This window comes from Methylococcus geothermalis (assembly GCF_012769535.1).
Taxonomy (GTDB): domain Bacteria; phylum Pseudomonadota; class Gammaproteobacteria; order Methylococcales; family Methylococcaceae; genus Methylococcus; species Methylococcus geothermalis.
Genome location: NZ_CP046565.1, coordinates 200,905 through 218,602, shown reverse-complemented (window position 1 = coordinate 218,602; position 17,698 = coordinate 200,905). Strand labels below are relative to the sequence as shown.

At 64.8% G+C, this 17,698-nt stretch carries 15 protein-coding genes; 9 read left to right on the top strand and 6 right to left on the bottom strand.

The features are described 5' to 3' along the window. The first annotated feature begins 2 nt into the window (after nt 1-2). The 8 genes from epsG to GNH96_RS01015 all read left to right on the top strand — a co-directional run bounded on the left by epsG (nt 3) and on the right by GNH96_RS01015 (nt 8,512). Complete coding sequence (epsG, locus tag GNH96_RS01050) at nt 3-872, top strand: chain length determinant protein tyrosine kinase EpsG (protein ID WP_169601483.1); 870 nt, start codon at nt 3-5, stop codon at nt 870-872. Nucleotides 873-886: 14 nt separating this feature from the next. Next, nucleotides 887-2,458, top strand: coding sequence for a hypothetical protein (locus tag GNH96_RS01045; protein ID WP_228719940.1), 1,572 nt, complete (start codon nt 887-889; stop codon nt 2,456-2,458). Further along, complete coding sequence (locus tag GNH96_RS01040; protein WP_169601481.1) at nt 2,427-3,638, top strand: glycosyltransferase; 1,212 nt, start codon at nt 2,427-2,429, stop codon at nt 3,636-3,638. The genes GNH96_RS01045 and GNH96_RS01040 overlap by 32 nt, the downstream gene beginning before the upstream one ends. After that, the gene (locus tag GNH96_RS01035; RefSeq protein ID WP_169601478.1) at nt 3,635-5,188 is read left to right on the top strand and encodes a lipopolysaccharide biosynthesis protein; all 1,554 of its coding nucleotides are present in this window, start codon (nt 3,635-3,637) and stop codon (nt 5,186-5,188) included. The genes GNH96_RS01040 and GNH96_RS01035 overlap by 4 nt, the downstream gene beginning before the upstream one ends. Before the next feature lie 26 nt (nt 5,189-5,214). Continuing rightward, nucleotides 5,215-6,291, top strand: a complete 1,077-nt coding sequence (locus GNH96_RS01030) for a glycosyltransferase family 4 protein (protein ID WP_169601476.1) — start codon at nt 5,215-5,217, stop codon at nt 6,289-6,291. A gap of 122 nt (nt 6,292-6,413) precedes the next feature. Then, on the top strand, nt 6,414-7,508 hold the full coding sequence (locus GNH96_RS01025; RefSeq protein ID WP_169601475.1) for a hypothetical protein: 1,095 nt from the start codon (nt 6,414-6,416) through the stop codon (nt 7,506-7,508). A 42-nt stretch (nt 7,509-7,550) separates the two neighbouring features. After that, nucleotides 7,551-8,021, top strand: coding sequence for a UDP-N-acetylglucosamine--LPS N-acetylglucosamine transferase (locus GNH96_RS01020; protein ID WP_169601473.1), 471 nt, complete (start codon nt 7,551-7,553; stop codon nt 8,019-8,021). Further along, the gene (locus tag GNH96_RS01015) at nt 7,955-8,512 is read left to right on the top strand and encodes a glycosyltransferase (protein ID WP_323848038.1); all 558 of its coding nucleotides are present in this window, start codon (nt 7,955-7,957) and stop codon (nt 8,510-8,512) included. Before GNH96_RS01020 ends, GNH96_RS01015 begins: the two co-directional genes overlap by 67 nt. Before the next feature lie 6 nt (nt 8,513-8,518). On the opposite strand, the gene GNH96_RS01010 is transcribed toward GNH96_RS01015, so the two are convergent. Beyond that, entirely contained in the window at nt 8,519-12,541 is a 4,023-nt protein-coding gene (locus GNH96_RS01010; protein ID WP_169601469.1) for a hypothetical protein, read from the bottom strand. A gap of 69 nt (nt 12,542-12,610) precedes the next feature. After that, complete coding sequence (gene mpl, locus GNH96_RS01005) at nt 12,611-13,975, bottom strand: UDP-N-acetylmuramate:L-alanyl-gamma-D-glutamyl-meso-diaminopimelate ligase (protein WP_169601467.1); 1,365 nt, start codon at nt 13,973-13,975, stop codon at nt 12,611-12,613. Nucleotides 13,976-14,266: 291 nt separating this feature from the next. On the opposite strand from mpl, the gene GNH96_RS01000 reads away from it, so the two are divergent. Next, nucleotides 14,267-15,103, top strand: coding sequence for a symmetrical bis(5'-nucleosyl)-tetraphosphatase (locus GNH96_RS01000; RefSeq protein WP_169601465.1), 837 nt, complete (start codon nt 14,267-14,269; stop codon nt 15,101-15,103). Nucleotides 15,104-15,232: 129 nt separating this feature from the next. Here the strand turns inward: GNH96_RS01000 and GNH96_RS00995 are convergent, their stop codons facing one another. From GNH96_RS00995 to cybH, 4 genes are all read right to left on the bottom strand, one after another. Further along, complete coding sequence (locus tag GNH96_RS00995) at nt 15,233-15,403, bottom strand: hypothetical protein (RefSeq protein ID WP_169601463.1); 171 nt, start codon at nt 15,401-15,403, stop codon at nt 15,233-15,235. A 123-nt stretch (nt 15,404-15,526) separates the two neighbouring features. Then, nucleotides 15,527-16,363, bottom strand: a complete 837-nt coding sequence (locus GNH96_RS00990; protein WP_169601461.1) for a hydrogenase expression/formation protein — start codon at nt 16,361-16,363, stop codon at nt 15,527-15,529. A 33-nt stretch (nt 16,364-16,396) separates the two neighbouring features. Beyond that, nucleotides 16,397-17,002 carry a HyaD/HybD family hydrogenase maturation endopeptidase gene (locus tag GNH96_RS00985; RefSeq protein ID WP_169601459.1) on the bottom strand — a complete coding sequence of 202 codons (606 nt, stop codon included), beginning with the start codon at nt 17,000-17,002 and terminating at the stop codon, nt 16,397-16,399. A 4-nt stretch (nt 17,003-17,006) separates the two neighbouring features. After that, a complete protein-coding gene (gene cybH, locus GNH96_RS00980) occupies nt 17,007-17,693 on the bottom strand; it encodes a Ni/Fe-hydrogenase, b-type cytochrome subunit (protein WP_169601458.1) in 687 nt (228 codons plus the stop codon). Nucleotides 17,694-17,698 lie beyond the last annotated feature (5 nt).

Below are 17,698 nucleotides of genomic sequence, written 5' to 3'. Positions count from 1 at the left end.
CCATGAAAAATCTCGCGTCACCCGATGGCTCGGGTTTGCCCCGCAGCGATGTCCAGTTGGGACAGCTTCTGCTGCATGTCGGGAAGCTGTCGGAAAGGGACATCGAGGCCATCGCGGAAAAGCAGCGGGAGGATGGGTTGAGGTTCGGCGAAGCGGCGCTGAGCCTGGGGCTGATCGGCGAGGACGATCTGCGCCACGCGCTGGCGCGCCAGTTCGCGCACCCTTGCCTGCCCGACTCGGACACCAGCGTCGATGCGGATCTGATCGCGGCCTTTTGCCCGCCGGGGCCGGAAGGCGAAGCGCTGCGGGACCTGCGCAGCGTCCTGATGCTGCGCTGGTTCGGAGGGCATAGGCGGCTGCTCGCTCTGGCCTCGGGGCTGCCGGGCGAAGGATGCGGTCGCTTGGCGGCGAATCTGGCCGTGGTGTTTTCCCAGTTGGGAGAGCGGACCTTGCTGATCGACGCAAACCTGCGGGAGCCGGAGCTGCACCGCCTTTTCAAGCTGCGCGGCGACCCCGGCTTGTCGGGCGTCCTTGCCGGGCGCCACAGTCCGGAGAAGGCGATCCGCGGCATTCCGGCCCTCGGCGATCTGAGCGTGCTGCCGGCCGGTGCGCCGCCACCCAATCCCCAGGAATTGCTGAGCCGGGGGGCTTTCATCCGGCTTCTGGATGAGGCCGCCGAGCGGTACGACATCGTGCTGCTGAATACCTCGCCGGCGCTGCGGAGCGCCGACGCCCAAATCGTGGCGACGCGCGCCGCGGGCTGCGTCATCGTGGTCCGCCGCCATTCGACCCGGCTCGGCGATGCGGTGGCGGTCAAGGACCAGCTTTCTGGCGCGGGCGTCGAGGTGCTGGGCGTGGTTCTGACCTCGTGACGCCGGGCGGCGGCATGCAGTGGCGGTTCGGCGCTTCCGGCGTGCCGCACGGCGCCGGGGATGCCGTGCCGGCGTACCGGCCGTGGGAAATCGGCCTCGTCACGGCCGTTGCCGTTCTGGCGGGCTTGCTTGCCTCGATCAGCCAGCCCATCGTTCTCGCCGTTTTCGTGGGCGGTTTCCTGAGCCTTTTTCTGCTGTCCCGGATCGACTTCGCGGTCTGGCTGTTGCTGGCCGGCACTCTGGTCGTCAATGGCGCGGTGCTCTTGATGTTTCCCCGCATGACCAAGCTTTCCTGGGCATTGTCCATGCTGGGTTTTTTCCTGCTGGCGGCCGGGCTGTTCTCGCTCTTTCTGGGGCGCCGGCGGGAACGGGTTCGGCTGCCCGGCTTTCTCATGCTGTTCCTGGTCCTGGTTGCGTTATCGGCAGGCACATCGCTGCTGGGCAAGGGATCCGTGCTGGAAATCCTGGCGGGCATCAAGCGCTCCTATCAGATGCTGGGACTCGCCTTGGCGTTGGCGGTGGCTCCCGTGACGGGGGCGTGGCGGCGCCATTTCCAAGCTTGGGGTGGGTTTCTTCTGTTCGCCGCAATCCTGCAATTGCCGGTTGCGCTTTACGAAAGAATCGTCCTGGTGCCGCTGCGCGTGGGGATGGGGGGAGGCATCGTCCCCATCGACATCGTTTCAGGGACGTTCGAGCCGAATTTCGAAGGCGGGGGGGAAAATGGAACCATGGTCATTTTCCTGGTCGTTTGCCTTGCCTATGTATTGACCGCGTGGCGGGAGCGGGCGCTGTCGTCCTTGTGGACGTCGGTGTTCGTGGTCGAACTGGGCGTGCCGCTGTTCCTGGGGGAAACCAAGATCGCCCTGGTGCTGCTTCCCATGATGTTCCTCCAGGTGTTTTCCCGGGAAATCCGCCGCAAGCCGCTGGTTGCCGCGGCGGCTTTGACGAGCGGGGCGCTTTTCACGGTCGTGTTGGCCTGGCTGTATTTTTCCGCGTTCGCCATCCAGGGGAAGTCTCCGGAACAGATGGTGCAGAACACCATCGACTACAATTTCGGTTCGGCGGGCTACTATGGAAACAAGGCCAGCCTCAACCGCACCACCGTCCTGACCTTCTGGCTCCATGAACATGGGCTCCATAATCCGGTCGAAACGCTGTTCGGCCACGGAATGGGCGCATCCTACGCGGGGGCTGGCACGCTGGTGGAAGGGCATCTCAACCGAAAATACCCCGCCATGGCCATCAACCTGAATACGGCATCCACCCTGCTTTGGGATTCGGGCGTTGTCGGTGCCACCCTGTTTCTGGGCGTGCTCGCGACCGCCTGGCGCGCTTCGGGAAGGTTGCTTTCCCGGTGCGCGGACGGCGCCGAACGCGGCCGGCTGGTCGCGTTGAGGGTTTGCCTCGCCGCCAACGTATTTTCGCTGTGGTATTCGAACAGCCTCATGAACAGCCCGAGCCACGAACTGCTGTTCGCATTCACTTTGGGTTATCTCGCTTGGCTGGCTCGAGCGGACCTGCCGAAACCGTCGCCGGAGAATTCATCGCAACGCCATGAACATCAGACTGCTCTATCTCACGCGTGAGCCGTTTCCCACCTTCCGGGTCGACGTGGCGACGCTGTTCGGCCATTACCTGCCCAGGTTCGGTGTGTACTCGGACATCGTTGCCGTGCATGAGGGCGACGGCAACGAGTGCGCCTGGGAGGCGGGCAGGGTGTTCACGCGAACCGCCCGCGGCCGATGGGGGCGGATCGGGGCGCGGTTGATGCTTGCACTGGACCTTTTCCGGCTGGCGCGTGCCGATTATGCCGCGGTTCAGGTTCGGGACAGGATTTTCGGGGCGTTGATCGGCCTTTGTGCGGCCCGGCTACGGGGAAAACCGTTCTATTACTGGATGTCCTTCCCTTTCCCCGACTACTGGCTGGAACGCGGCTCGCCCGATCCGTCCGGCCTGGTCGGGACTGGACGGTGCTTGCTGTTCCGGCTACGCGGGCGGCTATCCTCCTGGCTTTTGTATCGCTGCGTCCTGCCGGCTGCGGACCACATTTTCGTGCAAAGCGAGGCCATGCGGACGTTGCTGGAGAGCTATGGCCTGCCTGCCGTACGCATGACGCCGGTGCCGATGGGAGCGACGATTCCCGAAAGGCTCGAGGACATTCCCCCGGCGGACGATCCGCGCCTCGCTGGGCGGCGCGTCATCGTCTATCTGGGCGCATTGGAACGGGCGCGCCGTTCGGAAGTCATGATCGAAGCGATGGCCGCGGTGCGCGAGGAGTTCCCCACAGCCTTGCTGGTTTGCGTGGGGGATGCGGAGGACCCGCGCGAGAGGCTCTGGTTCGACGGCCTGGTGAGCGAGCTCGGGTTGCAGGACCATGTCCTGTTCACGGGTTGGCTGCCGGCGGAAGAGGCCCGTCGCTATTTGCGGAACGCCGAGATCGGACTGTCGCCTTGCGCGCGCACGCCGTCCCTGGAAGTGGCGTCTCCGACCAAGGTCATTGAATACATGGCCTGGGGTATTCCGGTGGTCGCCAACGATCTTCCCGATCAGGCCTACCTGATCGGCGAAACCGGCGGGGGGCTTTGCGTGCCGCTGACTCCGGACGGTTTCGCCGCCGGCATGCTGCGATTGCTGCGGGACCCCGCGGCCGCGCGCCGCATGGGCGAGGCGGGGCGGCGGGCGATACCGGGTCTTAGAAGCTACGAGGTCATCGCGAGGAACCTCGCCGAAAAATACCGGCAGCTGGCCGGCGGGGAGGCGCGATGAGCGGTTCCGGCAATCCGTACGGTGCCGCCGCGCTCCGGCGTAGCGCGCTCGCTTACCTGTCGGGGCGGGCCGTTTCGGCCTTGTTGACATTTTCGGCGTTCGCGCTCGCTGCCCGGGTGTTGCCGCTGGAGGCCTATGGGACCTACATGGCTGCGTTGGCGGCCATGGAAACGGGGCTTGCGCTCTCGACGCCGGGACTGGATTGGGTGGCGGCCCGGATACTTCCGGAGTACCGGCTGCATGCCGCGGGGAGGGCGATCGTAGGCATCATCTCCCAGCTCGCCGGGATGCAAATGGCCTTCTATGCCTGTGCGGGCGCGGTTTTGTCCCTTTATGCCGACCATGTCGCGAACCTGCTGCGTATGGAGACGGCGGCGCCGGTATTGTCCCTGGCCGGCGCTGTCCTGGCCGTGGAGGGATTCGGACGCCTCTATCGCGAGCAGATGCTCGGCACCTTGATGCGCCAGGGTGCCGCCCAATCGGCTCAGGTGGTTCGTTCGGGGATGCTGGCCTTTCTGCTGGGGTCCGATTGGTTTGCGGGGCATGAGATCACTGCCTTGGATGCCGTGCGCTATGAGCTGATGGCGTCCTGCGGGAGTACGGGCTTAGGCGCCGTGCTGCTGCTGCGCGAGATGTGGTCACTGCGTCATCGGGTGGCGCCTTCGGGGGACTGGACACCGCCGCGCCGGAAGCAGCTTCTCAAGTTGGCGGTCAATACCTATATCAGCTACCTCCTCGCCTTCGCCTACGGCTCGCAAATGCTGACCCTCATCGTCGCCCGCATCCTTGGGGCTGACGCTGCCGCGGTTTTCGGTTTCAGCACCAATTTTTCCGACCAGGTGCGCCGTTACCTGCCGACCGATCTCCTGCGCAGCGTCATTCAGCCCACTTTGATCGCCTTTTTCAGCCGGCGCCGGGACTTCGGCGGCTTCACGCTGCGGGTCGGGATCTGGTTCAAATCTTCCATGATCCTGCTCATGCCGGTCGTCGTCTATTTCATCGCCTTCGGCAGGATGGGCGCTACGCTCCTGGGCGGAGAGCGTTTTCGTGAGGCGGGTCCCGTCATTGCGCTGATGCTGGTCGGTACCGCACTGACGATTCTGCGCCGGGTGGTCGAGCTGTCCTGCAATGCGGTGTTGGCCACCGACCTGTATGTCCGATGGGGTTTCTGGCTGCTCGCGGTGCCGGTCATGGCGGTTTTCCTTTTGGCTTCAGGCGGAAGCCTGACTGAACTGATACTGCTCGTCATAGCCTCGGAGGCATTTTTCAATTTCGGCATCATCCTGGCTTTGCGGCGGCGGGGATATCCTTTCAGGCTGGCTTGGGGCGGATTGCTTCGTCTGGCAACCTGGTATGGCGTGGGGGCCTGCGCACTGGTCTGGTCAGGCCCGCTGGTCCGCTTCGATATGCCGACGAGCGTTGCGGCCTGTCTGCTCCTCGGCGCGGTGGGAACGCTGGTGGCGAAGCCATTGAGCGCCGCCGAAGCGGCGCTCGTGTCGGCTTGGAGCCCGCGCGCCGCCAGGCTGTTGTCGCGTATGCCCGCCGAATGATCGATTTTTCCGGGGAAAGAGGAACCATGCGCAGAGTTCTGATGATCGGGCCGGGGACGAATGGCGGCATTGCGGCGGTGATCGAGGCCTATCTTGAGCCGGATTTCGTCTCCCGCTGGAAAATCGAGCGCCTGTGCTCGTATGAGGGGCCAAGTCTTCCGACCCAGCTTCGTGTCATGGCGATGGCGGGGACACGGTTGCTGGGCCGGCTCTTGGCGCGTCGTTTGGCCATCGTGCATGCCCATAGCGCCTCGCGCGGCAGTTTCTGGAGGAAGTCGGTGCTTTGCGCGTTGGCTGACCTGTTCGGCACCCCCTATGTCTTCCATGTCCATAGCGGCGAATTCGGCGTGTTCTACGCCAGCGAGTGCCGTCCCGCGGCAAAATGGTGGGTACGGAGGACGCTGCGGCGTGCCGCCTGCGTGATCGCCCTTACCGAAGCCTGGTCCAAGGTCCTGCTGGCCATCGAGCCGCGGGCGAGCGTTCGGGTCATAGGCAATCCGGTGCGTGTTCCCGATGCCCTGCCGGAGGAGCGCGGCTCGGGGCGGCCGGAGGTGCTGTTCCTGGGTCGCTTGCGCGAGAAGAAAGGCGTCTTCGATCTGGTCCGGGCCATTCCCCTTGTGCTGAAACGTGTCCCGGACGCCGTGTTGACGCTTGCCGGCGACGGCGAAAGGGAGGCTGTCAGGCGGCTTGCGGTGGAGCTGGGAGTCTCCGATGCCGTGCGGCTGCCGGGTTGGATCAGGGAGGCCGAGAAGGACGCCAAGTTGTCTGCGGCCCGGGTGCTGGTCCTTCCCTCCTACTTCGAAGGGCTGCCCGTCTGCATTCTGGAAGCGATGGCGGCTGGCGTTCCGGTCGTGGCCACCCCGGTCGGAGGCATTCCCGAACTCCTCGGCGACGGAGAATGCGGTCTGCTGGTGCCGCCGGGCGACGTCGAAGCGCTGGCCGAGGCGCTGGTTGCTGCCCTGAAGGATACCGGGCTGCGCCAGCGGCTGCGCGAAAGTGCATTTCGCCGTGTGGTGAACTACTATGCAATACAAGGCGTACTGCGCCAGCTCGATGCCGTTTACCGGTGCGTCACTGTTGCCGGGCGAGCGGCAAGCGGGTAGGGCAGGTTGGAATTCTGCCGGGGAAATGTGTTCCAACATGACAATACGGTGACTCGTCTGCTGATCGGGTTGCCGAGGATCGGTTCCGGACGAAAGTCGTTAGACCTGGGTAAGGGGGTATCATGAGCAGGAATTCGGATTCTTTGTTTTCGGACGGCTTCTCATCGCCGCGCCACCGCGTTTTCCGGCGGATCGCCGGCGCACTCGCTTTCATCGTGCTCGCGTCGTCGTTGCAAGCCGCCACGGCGGCGAAAGTCAAATCGTCGAGGGTCAGGGCGACCCCGACCCCGAAACCCACCGCGACGCCAACACCGACCCCCACGCCAACTCCGATTTCTTCGCCGACTCCGTCGCCCACACCGGCGCCGGATGCCACCATTACCGGCACGGTCTTCGTGGCTTCCGATCCGTACGACATCATCGTCGGCAATCAAACCCAGCGTATCGACTTGAGCGGTAAGCCACGCACTTTCGACTTTGGCGGATCGGTCCCCTTCGTCAATCCGAACATCGGCATCGCCGATTTCGACACGATCAACTACTGGGATGCCGCGGCAGGACAAGCCAAAGTCATCAATGGCTGGAATATCACCGATGCCGGTATTCCGGGACGGGTATTCAAGACCAACGGCTACACGGCCATCGGCTACAAGGCCGGGGATGGTGTGGTGGAGGGCACGCTCAGAACCCAGCTCAACAGCTATTATGTTCCCTCCCGGCGGCGCTTCGTCTGGGATCTGAGCGTCAGATTCGGCGGGGCGGACCTGACCAAATCCTGGACATTCATGCCCCGCGACAGCCATCCCGGGCTTATTTGGCAGATAAAACCGGACGGTTCTCCTCCCTCGATCGGAATGGTGGTCGATACCGATCCGACCAACAGCCAGCGACTGGCGATACACATCGACGGAAGCATAGGTCCGGAGCTCAAACACGAGCGGCTCGGAATGATAACGGGATTGCTGCCGCAGCAGGACATTAATATAGTCATCGATGCCTATCTCGATGATCGTCCCATTGCGAGCGGCGGACAAGGCTATTTCAAGACATGGATCAATGGCACTCTGGTGGCCAATGCGGTTGGTGCCACGCTGGTTCCAAACGCCTCGTCTCCACACTACTGGTCTATGGCGATGTACCTGTACAACGATACCACGCCATTGCAGTTCGATTATTTCGGATATTGGAAGCGGGCGCGGATGATCGTACCGAACTGATATCTTCTTTTCAGGGATCATTGAAGGAGCAACAGCCAATTGATGGATAACGGAAGCAAGCGGCCGCGCATCCTTGCGGTTGCTTCCGGCGGCGGGCACTGGATGCAGCTGATGCGGCTCCGGGATGCCCTCCGCGGCGGCGACATGGCATTCGTAGCGACCCATTTTTCGGACTATCGGCAAAGCATCCCGCCGGGTGCGCGGTTTTATCTGGTAACGGATGCCAACAAGAAGGATTGGCTGCGCGGCATACTGCTGATCTGCGAATTGGTCCGGATCATTCTCCGCGAGCGGCCCGATGTCGTGATCTCGACCGGCGCCGCGCCAGGCTATTTCGCTCTGCGTTTGGGCAAGCTGCTGGGGGCGCGCACCATCTGGATCGACAGCATCGCCAACGTGGGCAGAATGTCGCTGTCCGGCCGGCTCGTGCGCCGCTATGCGGATTTGTGGCTGACCCAGTGGGAGCATCTGGCCCGCCCCGACGGGCCCCATTACATCGGGGCCGTGCTTTGATTTTCCTGACCGTGGGCTCCCAGGTGCCGTTCGACCGGCTGTCCCGCTCCGTCGATGCCTGGGCCGCAAGACATCCCCAGACGGAAGTCTTCGGACAGATCGGCCGCACTGCCTGGCGTCCGGCAGCCATGCGATGGGCCGAGGTGATGGAGGCGGGAGAGTATCTCGATCTCCTGAAGCAGGCGAAGGTGATCGTCGCGCATGCCGGCATGGGAACCGTCATCAGCGCGGCCGAGCACGGCAAGCCCTTGATCGTCATGCCACGGCGGGCCGATTTGGGGGAGCACAGGAACGATCATCAGGAGTTTACCGCGAAATGGCTGATGACACGTCCGGGTATCAGCGTTGTTCACGATGAAAACGAACTTCACGCGGCGCTGGATAAAGCGGATACGCTCGTGCCTCCGGATGGTTTGAATTCGGAATCCTGCCAGCGGATGGTCGCAGTGCTACGCGAATTCATCTTCGACGGCGTAAGGCCCTTTCAATAGAGTCGTTCAACGCTGCCAAGGGTCATTCGGAGCAGTCGTATCGGCGGTCCGGGGTGGTGCAACGCCGGCAGCGGGTGCTGTCCCGGGATTCTGCCGCCAAAGTCCCCCCGCGGAAAAACAACCCCAACCCCAACGCAGCCAGTCCAGCAGGGCGTAGGCCAGCCACAAGGCCCAGGCCAGCATGAGCAGCCGGTAGGCAAACAGCGGAACCGAGACGACCCAGGGCCGGGGCAGCAGAGGGCCGCTCCGGTCCGTGTACCAGTTGAGCCGATACGCGCTGGAGTCATAGCCGGTGATTCCCATGTCGGGCAGGCCGAGCAGCCCTTGATGCACAGCCGACAGCAGGATACTCAGCGCGAGGACGGTGAGCAGGGCAAGACCCGACTGAATGAGGTTGAAGTGCCGCGGCTCGGGCGGCATTTCCCCATGGCCGCGCCACTCCAGGGCTCCGATCCAGCCGATGACCACGAGGCTCGCCGCCAGAGGGACTTGACTCAGACCGATCAGCAGCAGCAGCCAATGCCGGATCTTGAGCGGCAAGCGGTCCAGCCGCATCCCCAGTGCGACGGCGGCGATCACGATCACGCCCAGCGTTCCCCAGAACAGTACCGAAGGTCCCAGCGTCGGCCCGCCGACCAGGAGGACCCAGCGGTCCTGGCCGAGTTCGATGCCGATTCGGCTGTTCACACTGGGGGAGCCGATATCCACCCTCGGCGCCGCGGTGCGCAGCCCGATTCCGACCGGCGTGCGCCATGTCAGCCGGACCGTTTGTTCGCCTGGGTGCAGGGGTAGGGTGACGGCGCTCCCATTCAGGCGGATGGGTTGGGCGGTGCCGTCGATCTCGACCGACTGCAGCTCGGCACCCTCGGGCAGGGTCACCCCATGCTGGCCGCCCTTGGCGCTACGGATGCCCAACGCCAGCTCCGTGTCCGTCGCCCGTTGGCCGGGGCGGGTTTCGAGCGCGCTGCTTTCGATGGTGAGCGCGTTACCGGGGACAGCCGGCGGACGGCTGAGGAGCAGGGTGACCGTTTCGCCTGGCCACGGACGCCATTCGGGCAGCCAATGGCCGCCGGCATCCTGGTGATGGGCCACGGGGATGCCGCTCGTTTCGATGTGCCAGACCGGGCTGGCATCGAGGCGCCAAATTTCGGTCCAGTCGCTAGTTTGCGGCGCGCGCAGTTCCAGCCTGCCGGTTCGGTCGAGGGTCGATTCCCAGTTCGCGTCTAGGATGCCCGGCGGCAGATGAATTCGCACGCTTCCGTTTTCGGTCGAGATCCCCGGCGAGATGACCGCTTCTCCGGGCAGCAGCGGAACGTTCAGCGCCACCGGCGCTTCGGCGGGCGATAGCCGTGTCACTCGAGTGGCGACGCGCCAGTCGAGTCCCAGCCGCAGGGTGCGTTCGACCGCAAGGAACACGGGTAATGGAGCGCTTTCCAAGCGTCGTTCCGTGGAAGCGCTGCCGCCTCTGCGCACGAACTGAACCTGCGGTTCGGGTTTTCCATTCGGGTCGATTCCGATGACCTCCCATCCATCGCTTTCGATATCGACCCGATGCGGCCGGAGGGGCAGCGGCAGGTCGATCCGGGGAAGTTTCGGCAAGGGTCCGGAGAGTTCGACCCTGTGGACGCCCGGATCGAGCATCAGCCAGAGTAAGCCCTCGGCATTGGCGTAGGGACCGGTGGCAAGGTCGCCATCGACCCGGATGCGGGATGGGATCCACTGGGCAGCTTGCGCCGGCAGCGGAATGGCGACGCGTTGCTCCGCGTGCGCTTTCAGAGTCATCAGCAGATCGCCGGGTCGGATGCGGAGTTTCATGCGTTCGATCTGGGCGCATTCGGTGCCGCATTCCGGGGCCGCGAGCAGGCGGGTCTCGAGTTCGTCGAGCAGTGCCGGCGGCGGGAACTCGCCGGCGCGGCTGTCGGGCGTGATGACCAGGAGCAAGGGCAGCACCATCAGTCCCGAAACACCGGATTTCCCACGCCAGCCCAGGAGCAGCAGAACGGTCACGGCCAGCAGCGCCACCCTGAGAACGTTCAGGCCGCGGCTGGCCCAGGGCGGGATCAGCAGCAGCCTGAGCTGCTGGTCGTCCAGCACCGGCCCGTTCCAGTTCAGCGTGATCCGGTGCCATTGCCATTGCGGCAGGCCGGGACCGGTCTGGGTGAGGGCGTCCGGGTCGACGGTGCGGCTCGGATCGGCCGGCGGCGGGGTTTCGGCTTCCTCAGGCGAGCCCGATTTTTCCCGCAGCACCATCGCAGGAGCCGCTGGTGCGATGGCCGCCGTTTCCGCCGCCTGACCGCCGTAGTCGAAGGCCATGGCATGCGGCTCCAGCTGCGGATAAAGGCTCAGCCGAAGCTGTTGCACCGCGAATGGCAAGCTGGCGATCGCCAGCGCGGCCAGGACGATCATCCGGACGATGCGCAGCGCCGAGGCGAAGCTGCCGGACGGAATCACCCGGCCCAAGGCGGTGACCCCGAGCAGCCAGAGCCACACGCTTTGCGGCGCATCCGGCTCGTGCCAGGTGAGGGTGAGCGTGAGGAGCGCGATGCTTCCGGCCGGCCAACCCCAGAGCCGCGCGGCTGCGAGCGTGGTGATGAGGACTAGGAACAGATCGAGCAGGGACCAGCGACCGATCCAGGAGTCCGGCACATGGTCGGCGCCCGGTGCGGCGAAGAGGCGCCAGCCTGGCGGCAGGTGGAGTTCGGCGGCCGCGCTTACGAAGTCGGTGTTCCAGCCCGTCGCGGGGAGGGACGATACACCGGCTTCCCAGCGGCTTTCCGCCCGCAGGTGGAGTTCGCCTCTTCGGATTTCCACACCACCCGGACCCGCGTCGAGACGGGTGATGGTCTGGGGCTGGCCATCCACCGTCACCCGTCCCGGCTTCATGGCGGGTGCGGCGTCGAGGCGCCAGTTGCGGGTGATTCGGCCGGAGATGTCGTCCAGGATGGTGAGGCCCTGTCCCGAAAAATCCAGCCAGAGCGACCGGCGGATAGCCAGTGTATCGGGTTCGGGTTCCGGGTCGCCGCGCCGGACCGGATCGAACCGCAATACGGTGTCCGGGGCCATCGCATAGGTCGGCAGCGAGCGGTATTCCTCGGGAAGCCGCGTCAGCCGCGGGTTGACCAGGGGGGCGCCGGAAATTTCGGCCACCCGAATCGACCGGTCGGCGGCGAACGACCACAGCTCTTCCCGCGGCCACGGCGCAGCGAATGCAGGGAGGGCGAGTTCCTGCCCATCCCGGTTGGCCCGGCTGTCGATGCCGATGTTCCAGTGGCCGGGGCGAAGCTGCAGCCGAAGACGTCCGTCCGGCTCGAGGCGGGCGGGGAGCGGGCTGTTCAACGAGAGCGGAATGAAACCCGGCAGTAGGGAGCCTTCCAGCAGAACCTCGCGCGTTTCCCCCGAGACGTCGAGTTCGAGCCGGGTCGAGACTTCCATCGGAACGGCGTCTCTCAGCAGACGGAAGACCTCGAGCTTGAGCGGCGAGGTTTCGGGTGCGGCGCCGTCAGGGGTCTTACGCAGCCACAGTTGTCCCTGGTCGTCGACGGACGGAAACGCTATCGCGCGACCGCCGACGCTGAGCCGGACCAGTCCGATTTCGATGGGAACGCGCAGGGTGTCCGGCATGGTAGTCCACAGGAAGCGTCCGGCGATCGTGTGAGCGCCGGGCGGCAGGCGGACGCCGGGAACCGCGTTGCGGGTCGAGACGGTCGCCGGTCTGCCGTCCAGTTCGACCGCCAGCGGCCAGGATCGCGGGTCGCCCGGGAGAGGCACCCAGGTATCGACGAAGCTTCGCCAGCGGCTGCGGAAATTGCCGCCGCCATCGTGGAGTTCCAGATCGAGTTCCCCGGGCCAGGCGCAGCGGCGTTCGCCGGGCTGTTCGAGGAAATGGGGACAGGCATCGGCCTCGTGGCCATAAAGCGCCCAGGGTATCCAGGGTTTGAGCGCTTCGGGAATGGCGGGCGAGTTCAGCGGGCCGGTCCAGGCGGGGACGGCGCAGGCCAGCAGGACCCACAATGCGATGTGTCGAACCATTGGAGCGATCCTCGCCGATGTTGCCCCGACTTTAGGCGTAGCGGAGGTGTCGGGCAAGAGCGCCGTGCGTCAGCCTTCCCGCAGCACGGCCTCGGTTTTTTCGTGGATGCCGCCGAAACTTCCGTTGCTCATGAAGACCACGTGATCGCCCGCCCGGCATTCCTGCCGCAGGCGCTCGACGATCGCGCCGATGCTGTCGCAGGTGACGATGCGGTCCGAAGCGGAGGTGACTTTCGTCACGTCCCATCCCAGGTCGGGCGCCTGGTAAAGGATGGCGAGGTCGGCGGGGGCGAGGGACGCCGCGAGCGTGTCGGCGTGTACGCCCATGCGCATGGTGTTGGAGCGCGGTTCGACGACCGCGATGAGGCGCGCGCCGTCGACCCGCGCGCGCAGACCTTCGAGCGTCGTGGCGATCGCCGTGGGGTGGTGGGCGAAGTCGTCATAGAGGGTGATGCCGCGGAGCTGGGCGCGCACTTCCAGGCGGCGTTTGACGCTTTGGAACCGGCTCAGGGCCGAGATCGCTGCGGCCGGCTCGATGCCGGCATGATGAGACGCGGCAAGGGCGGACAGGGCGTTGAGCATGTTGTGCCGGCCGGAGAGCTGCCAGTGGATCGTGCCCAGCCACTCGTCCCGGAACACCACATCGAACCGACTGCCGTCTTCCGCCAGCGGGTGCGCCTGCCAGTCGGCGGCATTGTCCGGCCCGAGCGCGGTTTTTTCGATCGGCGTCCAGCATCCCATCCTGAGCACTTCGGCCAGGTTTTCGTCCCGCTCCGGAACCACCAGCAGGCCGTTGCCGGGGACGCTGCGCACGAGGTGGTGAAACTGCCGCTGGATCGAGGCGAGGTCGGGGAAGATGTCGGCGTGGTCGTATTCCAGGTTGTTCAGGATCGTGGTGCGCGGGCGGTAATGGACGAACTTGGAACGCTTGTCGAAAAAGGCGGTGTCATACTCGTCCGCCTCCACCACGAAAAAACGGCCTTCGCCGAGGCGGGCGGAAACGCCGAAATTGAGCGGCACCCCGCCGATCAGGAAGCCCGGTTTGTGCCCATCGTGTTCCAATATCCAGGCCAGCATGCTGGAGGTCGTGGTCTTGCCGTGGGTTCCCGCGACCGCCAGCACCCACCGTCCCTTGAGGACGTAGTTGTAAAGCCACTGCGGGCCGGAGGTGTATGCCAGCCCCATGTTCAGCACTGCCTCCACCTCCGGATTCCCGCGCGAGAGCGCATTGCCGATGATGACGAGATCGGGGATGGGATGGAGATTGTCCGGGCTGTAGCCGTCGCTGAGGTCGATGCCCTGCTGTTCCAGCAGGGTGCTCATCGGAGGATAGACATTCTGGTCCGATCCCGTGACGGTATGGCCGAGCTGGCGGGCCATGATGGCGAGGCCGCCCATGAAGGTGCCGCAGATACCCAGGATGTGAATACGCACTTATCGAGGCCTCGGTTAATTCATCGGATTGGTGGGGACGGATTCGCCTGCGGATGGATACCGCGCATCCGCCAGCGATTTGGAGCAAGGGAAGTCCGATTATATCGCCGTATCGTTTCGCCGGAGGATAAAGGCGAAACGCGCATGGCGCCGGCGGACCGCGGACGTATAAAATGGCCAGCCCATGGTTCCCATATATTTCCTGTTTACAGCACTGGAGAGTTCGCCTGATGTCGTTGTACTGCGGTGAAGTTCGCATCGCTTTGGTCTTTTGGCGGGGCGCCCGCTGACATGGCCGTCTACGCCATCGGCGATGTCCAGGGCTGCTACGCCGAGCTGCAGCGCCTGCTCGACCTGATTCGCTTCGATCCGGCGGGGGACCGTCTGCTGTTTACGGGTGACTTGGTCAACCGCGGGCCCCAGTCGCTGGAAACCCTGCGGTTCATCCGTTCGCTGGGACCGGCGGCCGCCACGGTCCTCGGCAACCATGATCTGCACCTGCTGGCGGTGGCCTATGGCGTTTCCAGGGTCAAGCATAAGGATACCTTCGGCGATGTGCTGGAAGCGAGCGACAGGAACGAATTGCTGGATTGGCTGCGCACCCGGCCGCTGGTCCACCGGGAGAGCGGGTATTGCCTGGTTCATGCCGGGATTCCACCATGCTGGGATGCGGACACGGCTTCGGCCAGGGCTGCAGAGGTCGAGGCGGTCCTGGCTGGCGGGGATATCGCCGAGTTCTGCCGCCAGATGTACGGTGATAAGCCCGATGTCTGGTCCGACGATCTGGCGGGATGGGACCGGCTCCGATTCATCACCAACGCCTTGACCCGCATGCGCTATTGCGATGGGGCGGGGCGGCTGGATTTCAAGCAGAAAGGTGCGCCGGGGCATCAACCCGCTTTTCTGGTTCCCTGGTTTGAGGTGGCCGGCAGGCGACCGTCCGGCGCCACGATCCTGTTCGGGCACTGGTCCACCCTGGGGTATTTTGCCGGCAAGGACTGCTATTGCCTGGATACCGGCTGCCTGTGGGGAGGCGAACTCACGGCGCTGAGGCTGGACGGGACGCTACGGCGCTACGCCGTGGCCTCGTTGCACGGCGGGTATCAGAAGCCTGCCCTGGCTCAATAGCGCAGGCTCGTTCGAGCTTATGAAAAAACGTTAGATGACATCCCTGTCGATTGCATCTCGTGCTCGTCGCAAGGTGCGCCACGCGAGGCGCGCGTTCCGACGCGGAGACGGCGCGTCAGAAGACTTGGATCAAGGAGCGTGTTTGTAGGCGGAGTTGGCGGCGTCTTCCGCGATGGCGTTGGCAGCGGTGACGTACTTGCCATGTTCGCTGCTCTTGACCATTGCGAGCGTCACGACGACTGCGATGATCAGGCCCGCGATGTAAAACCAGAAATAATCTTTCTCTTTGACGTCGTTCATGGTGACTCCTCGTATTGTGTTGATGACGCTGTATTAAGCCAGCGTTGACAATATAGAGGGACCCCGGGGCCCGTTCTTTGACGCCGGTCAAGGTTTCGACGGATGAGGGCAGGCGCACCGGATCTATCCCAGTTGCTCCAGGGCTTCCGCGATGCGTACGCGGGAATCTTCCAGATCTTCCGGCGCGGCCTTGACCACGGCGGGCAGGCGAGTGATCTCCAGGGTATTGAGGATCAGCTGGCCGGGAGAGTTGAAATACTGCACCCACCACACATTCGGCAGGCGGGTGAGGCTCACCCGGCAGTCGCCGTAACCTCTGGACAGGATGGACAGGCCGGCCAGACCCAAGGTCTCGATCAGGAAGTTCGAGTCCTCCGGCGTCAGCGGCAGCAGCGACAGGTTGATGACATGGGGACGATCGGCCCGGCAGTCCGCCGAATGGTCGAAGATCTCGGTCAGCAGCGCAGGGGCATTCATGAGCCCTTCCGGAAAGCGCTGCGGGCGCTGCGGCGGCGCATCGGCCGTCAGGCGCTCCGCCCATTCGTAGACGGTCCCCGGCACGGGGCCGGTTTCCAGATAGTCCAGTCTGGGTTCGTCGTCTTGGTAATGCTGGATGCGCCAGACCCCGGCGAAGACCGATTCGCGGATCATCAGCCGGTCCCGCGGCGCTGCGATGCGTATGATCACTTCGCCTTCGCCGAGCACTTCGTCGACGAAGCGGCGGCTCGGCGTGTCGCAACGGGCCAAGTCGATGGCGCCGGAGTGACCCGCAAGCCGGTCGATCACCTCCTGTAGCACGGCGCGGCCGCCGCCGATTTCAGCCGGGCTCAGCGCATGCAAAGCCGGCGGCGCGAAGGTCGCCATGGTTTCCGGCATGGGCGGATAGGCGCATTCGGGGTCGTCGTGCGGGCGGATGGGCGGCGCGGTTTCGGTTGCGATGAACGCGGAATCGTCTTGCATGAGGGCTTCCGAGGTGTCGGTGGCACCGGGCGCTCAGCGGCGATCGCCCGGCAGGAAGCGGGCGTCGCCGATGCGACAGGCTTCTTCGGCCGAGGGCCGATGGCGTTCGTAGTACGCCATGTCCAGGGCATCCTTTGCGTCTCCCATGCCCTGCCGCGCCTGGGCGGGCAGTCCGAGTTCCATGCAGACGGCGAGTATCCGGGCGATGGCGGGTTCGAGTTGCGCCTTGACCTCCGGGGTCAGGCTGCCGCCGTAGTCCTTCATGTCGACGGGCTGCACGCCCACCAGATGGAGTTGCTCCGGGCCTTGTCCCATCAGTTTGCACAAGGCCAGCACCTCCTGGAAGCTGACTTGGTGCAGGCTGGTCTTGCCCGAATGCAGGTAGGCGGGCACGTCCTCGTCCCGGGCTTCGACCAGCGAGGCCGGAGCCAGCCCGAAATCCACCGCGTCGGCGATGATGAGCACGTCGCATTCCTGGACGTAAGGGATCAGCGCCAGCCCTTGGGTGCCGCCGTCCATCACGGTGACGTTCTCAGGGAAGACGTAGTCCCGCTGCAGCGCCTGGGCGACGCGCACGCCGAAGCCCTCGTCCGCCCACAGCAGGTTGCCTATCCCTAGGATCAGGACGCGAGGCGCCATCGGATCACGGCCGGTCGTCCTTCCACACCCGCCAGCCGTCGATCATGGTCGTGGTGACCGACTGGCGCGACAGGTGTTGTTCCCGCACGGCCACGTAGACGTGGATGAGGGTGAAGACCACCAGGTACCCCATGCCCAGATGATGCAGGCTGTGGACCTGCTGGCTGCCGCCCAGGGCGGGCAGTACCCAGCCGAAGGCATTGGCCGCCCAGCTTCCCGCGCCCAGCCCCTCGCCATACAGGGCGAAGCCCGTCGCGATCATGAAGAGGCTGCCGAGCACGTAGAACAAGAACATGGCCAGTCCTGCGAGTGGGTTGTGGCCCGCGTGCTTGCGGGGTTCCTCGACCAGGAACAGATACCAGCGGACCTCGTGCAGCAGCGCCTGCCACCAGTGGACATCGTGGACGCGCGGCGCGAACAGCTCGCGGGCATACCGGTTGCCCACCAGCGCCCAGTAGGCGCGGCCGATCAGACCGACGGCCAGCACGTAGCCGGCGGAGAAGTGAACGAAGCGGATGTAGCCCATCAGGTAGTGGTCGCTGGCCTCGCCGGAAGTCACCACCGGCGGCCGGGCGATCAGGAAGCCCGTGACCACCAACACGACGATGGCGAGGGCGTTGACCCAGTGCCACAGCCGTACCGGCTTCTCGTAGACGTAGACCGGTTCGCCAAAACTCTCGACGCTCGCCATGGCTG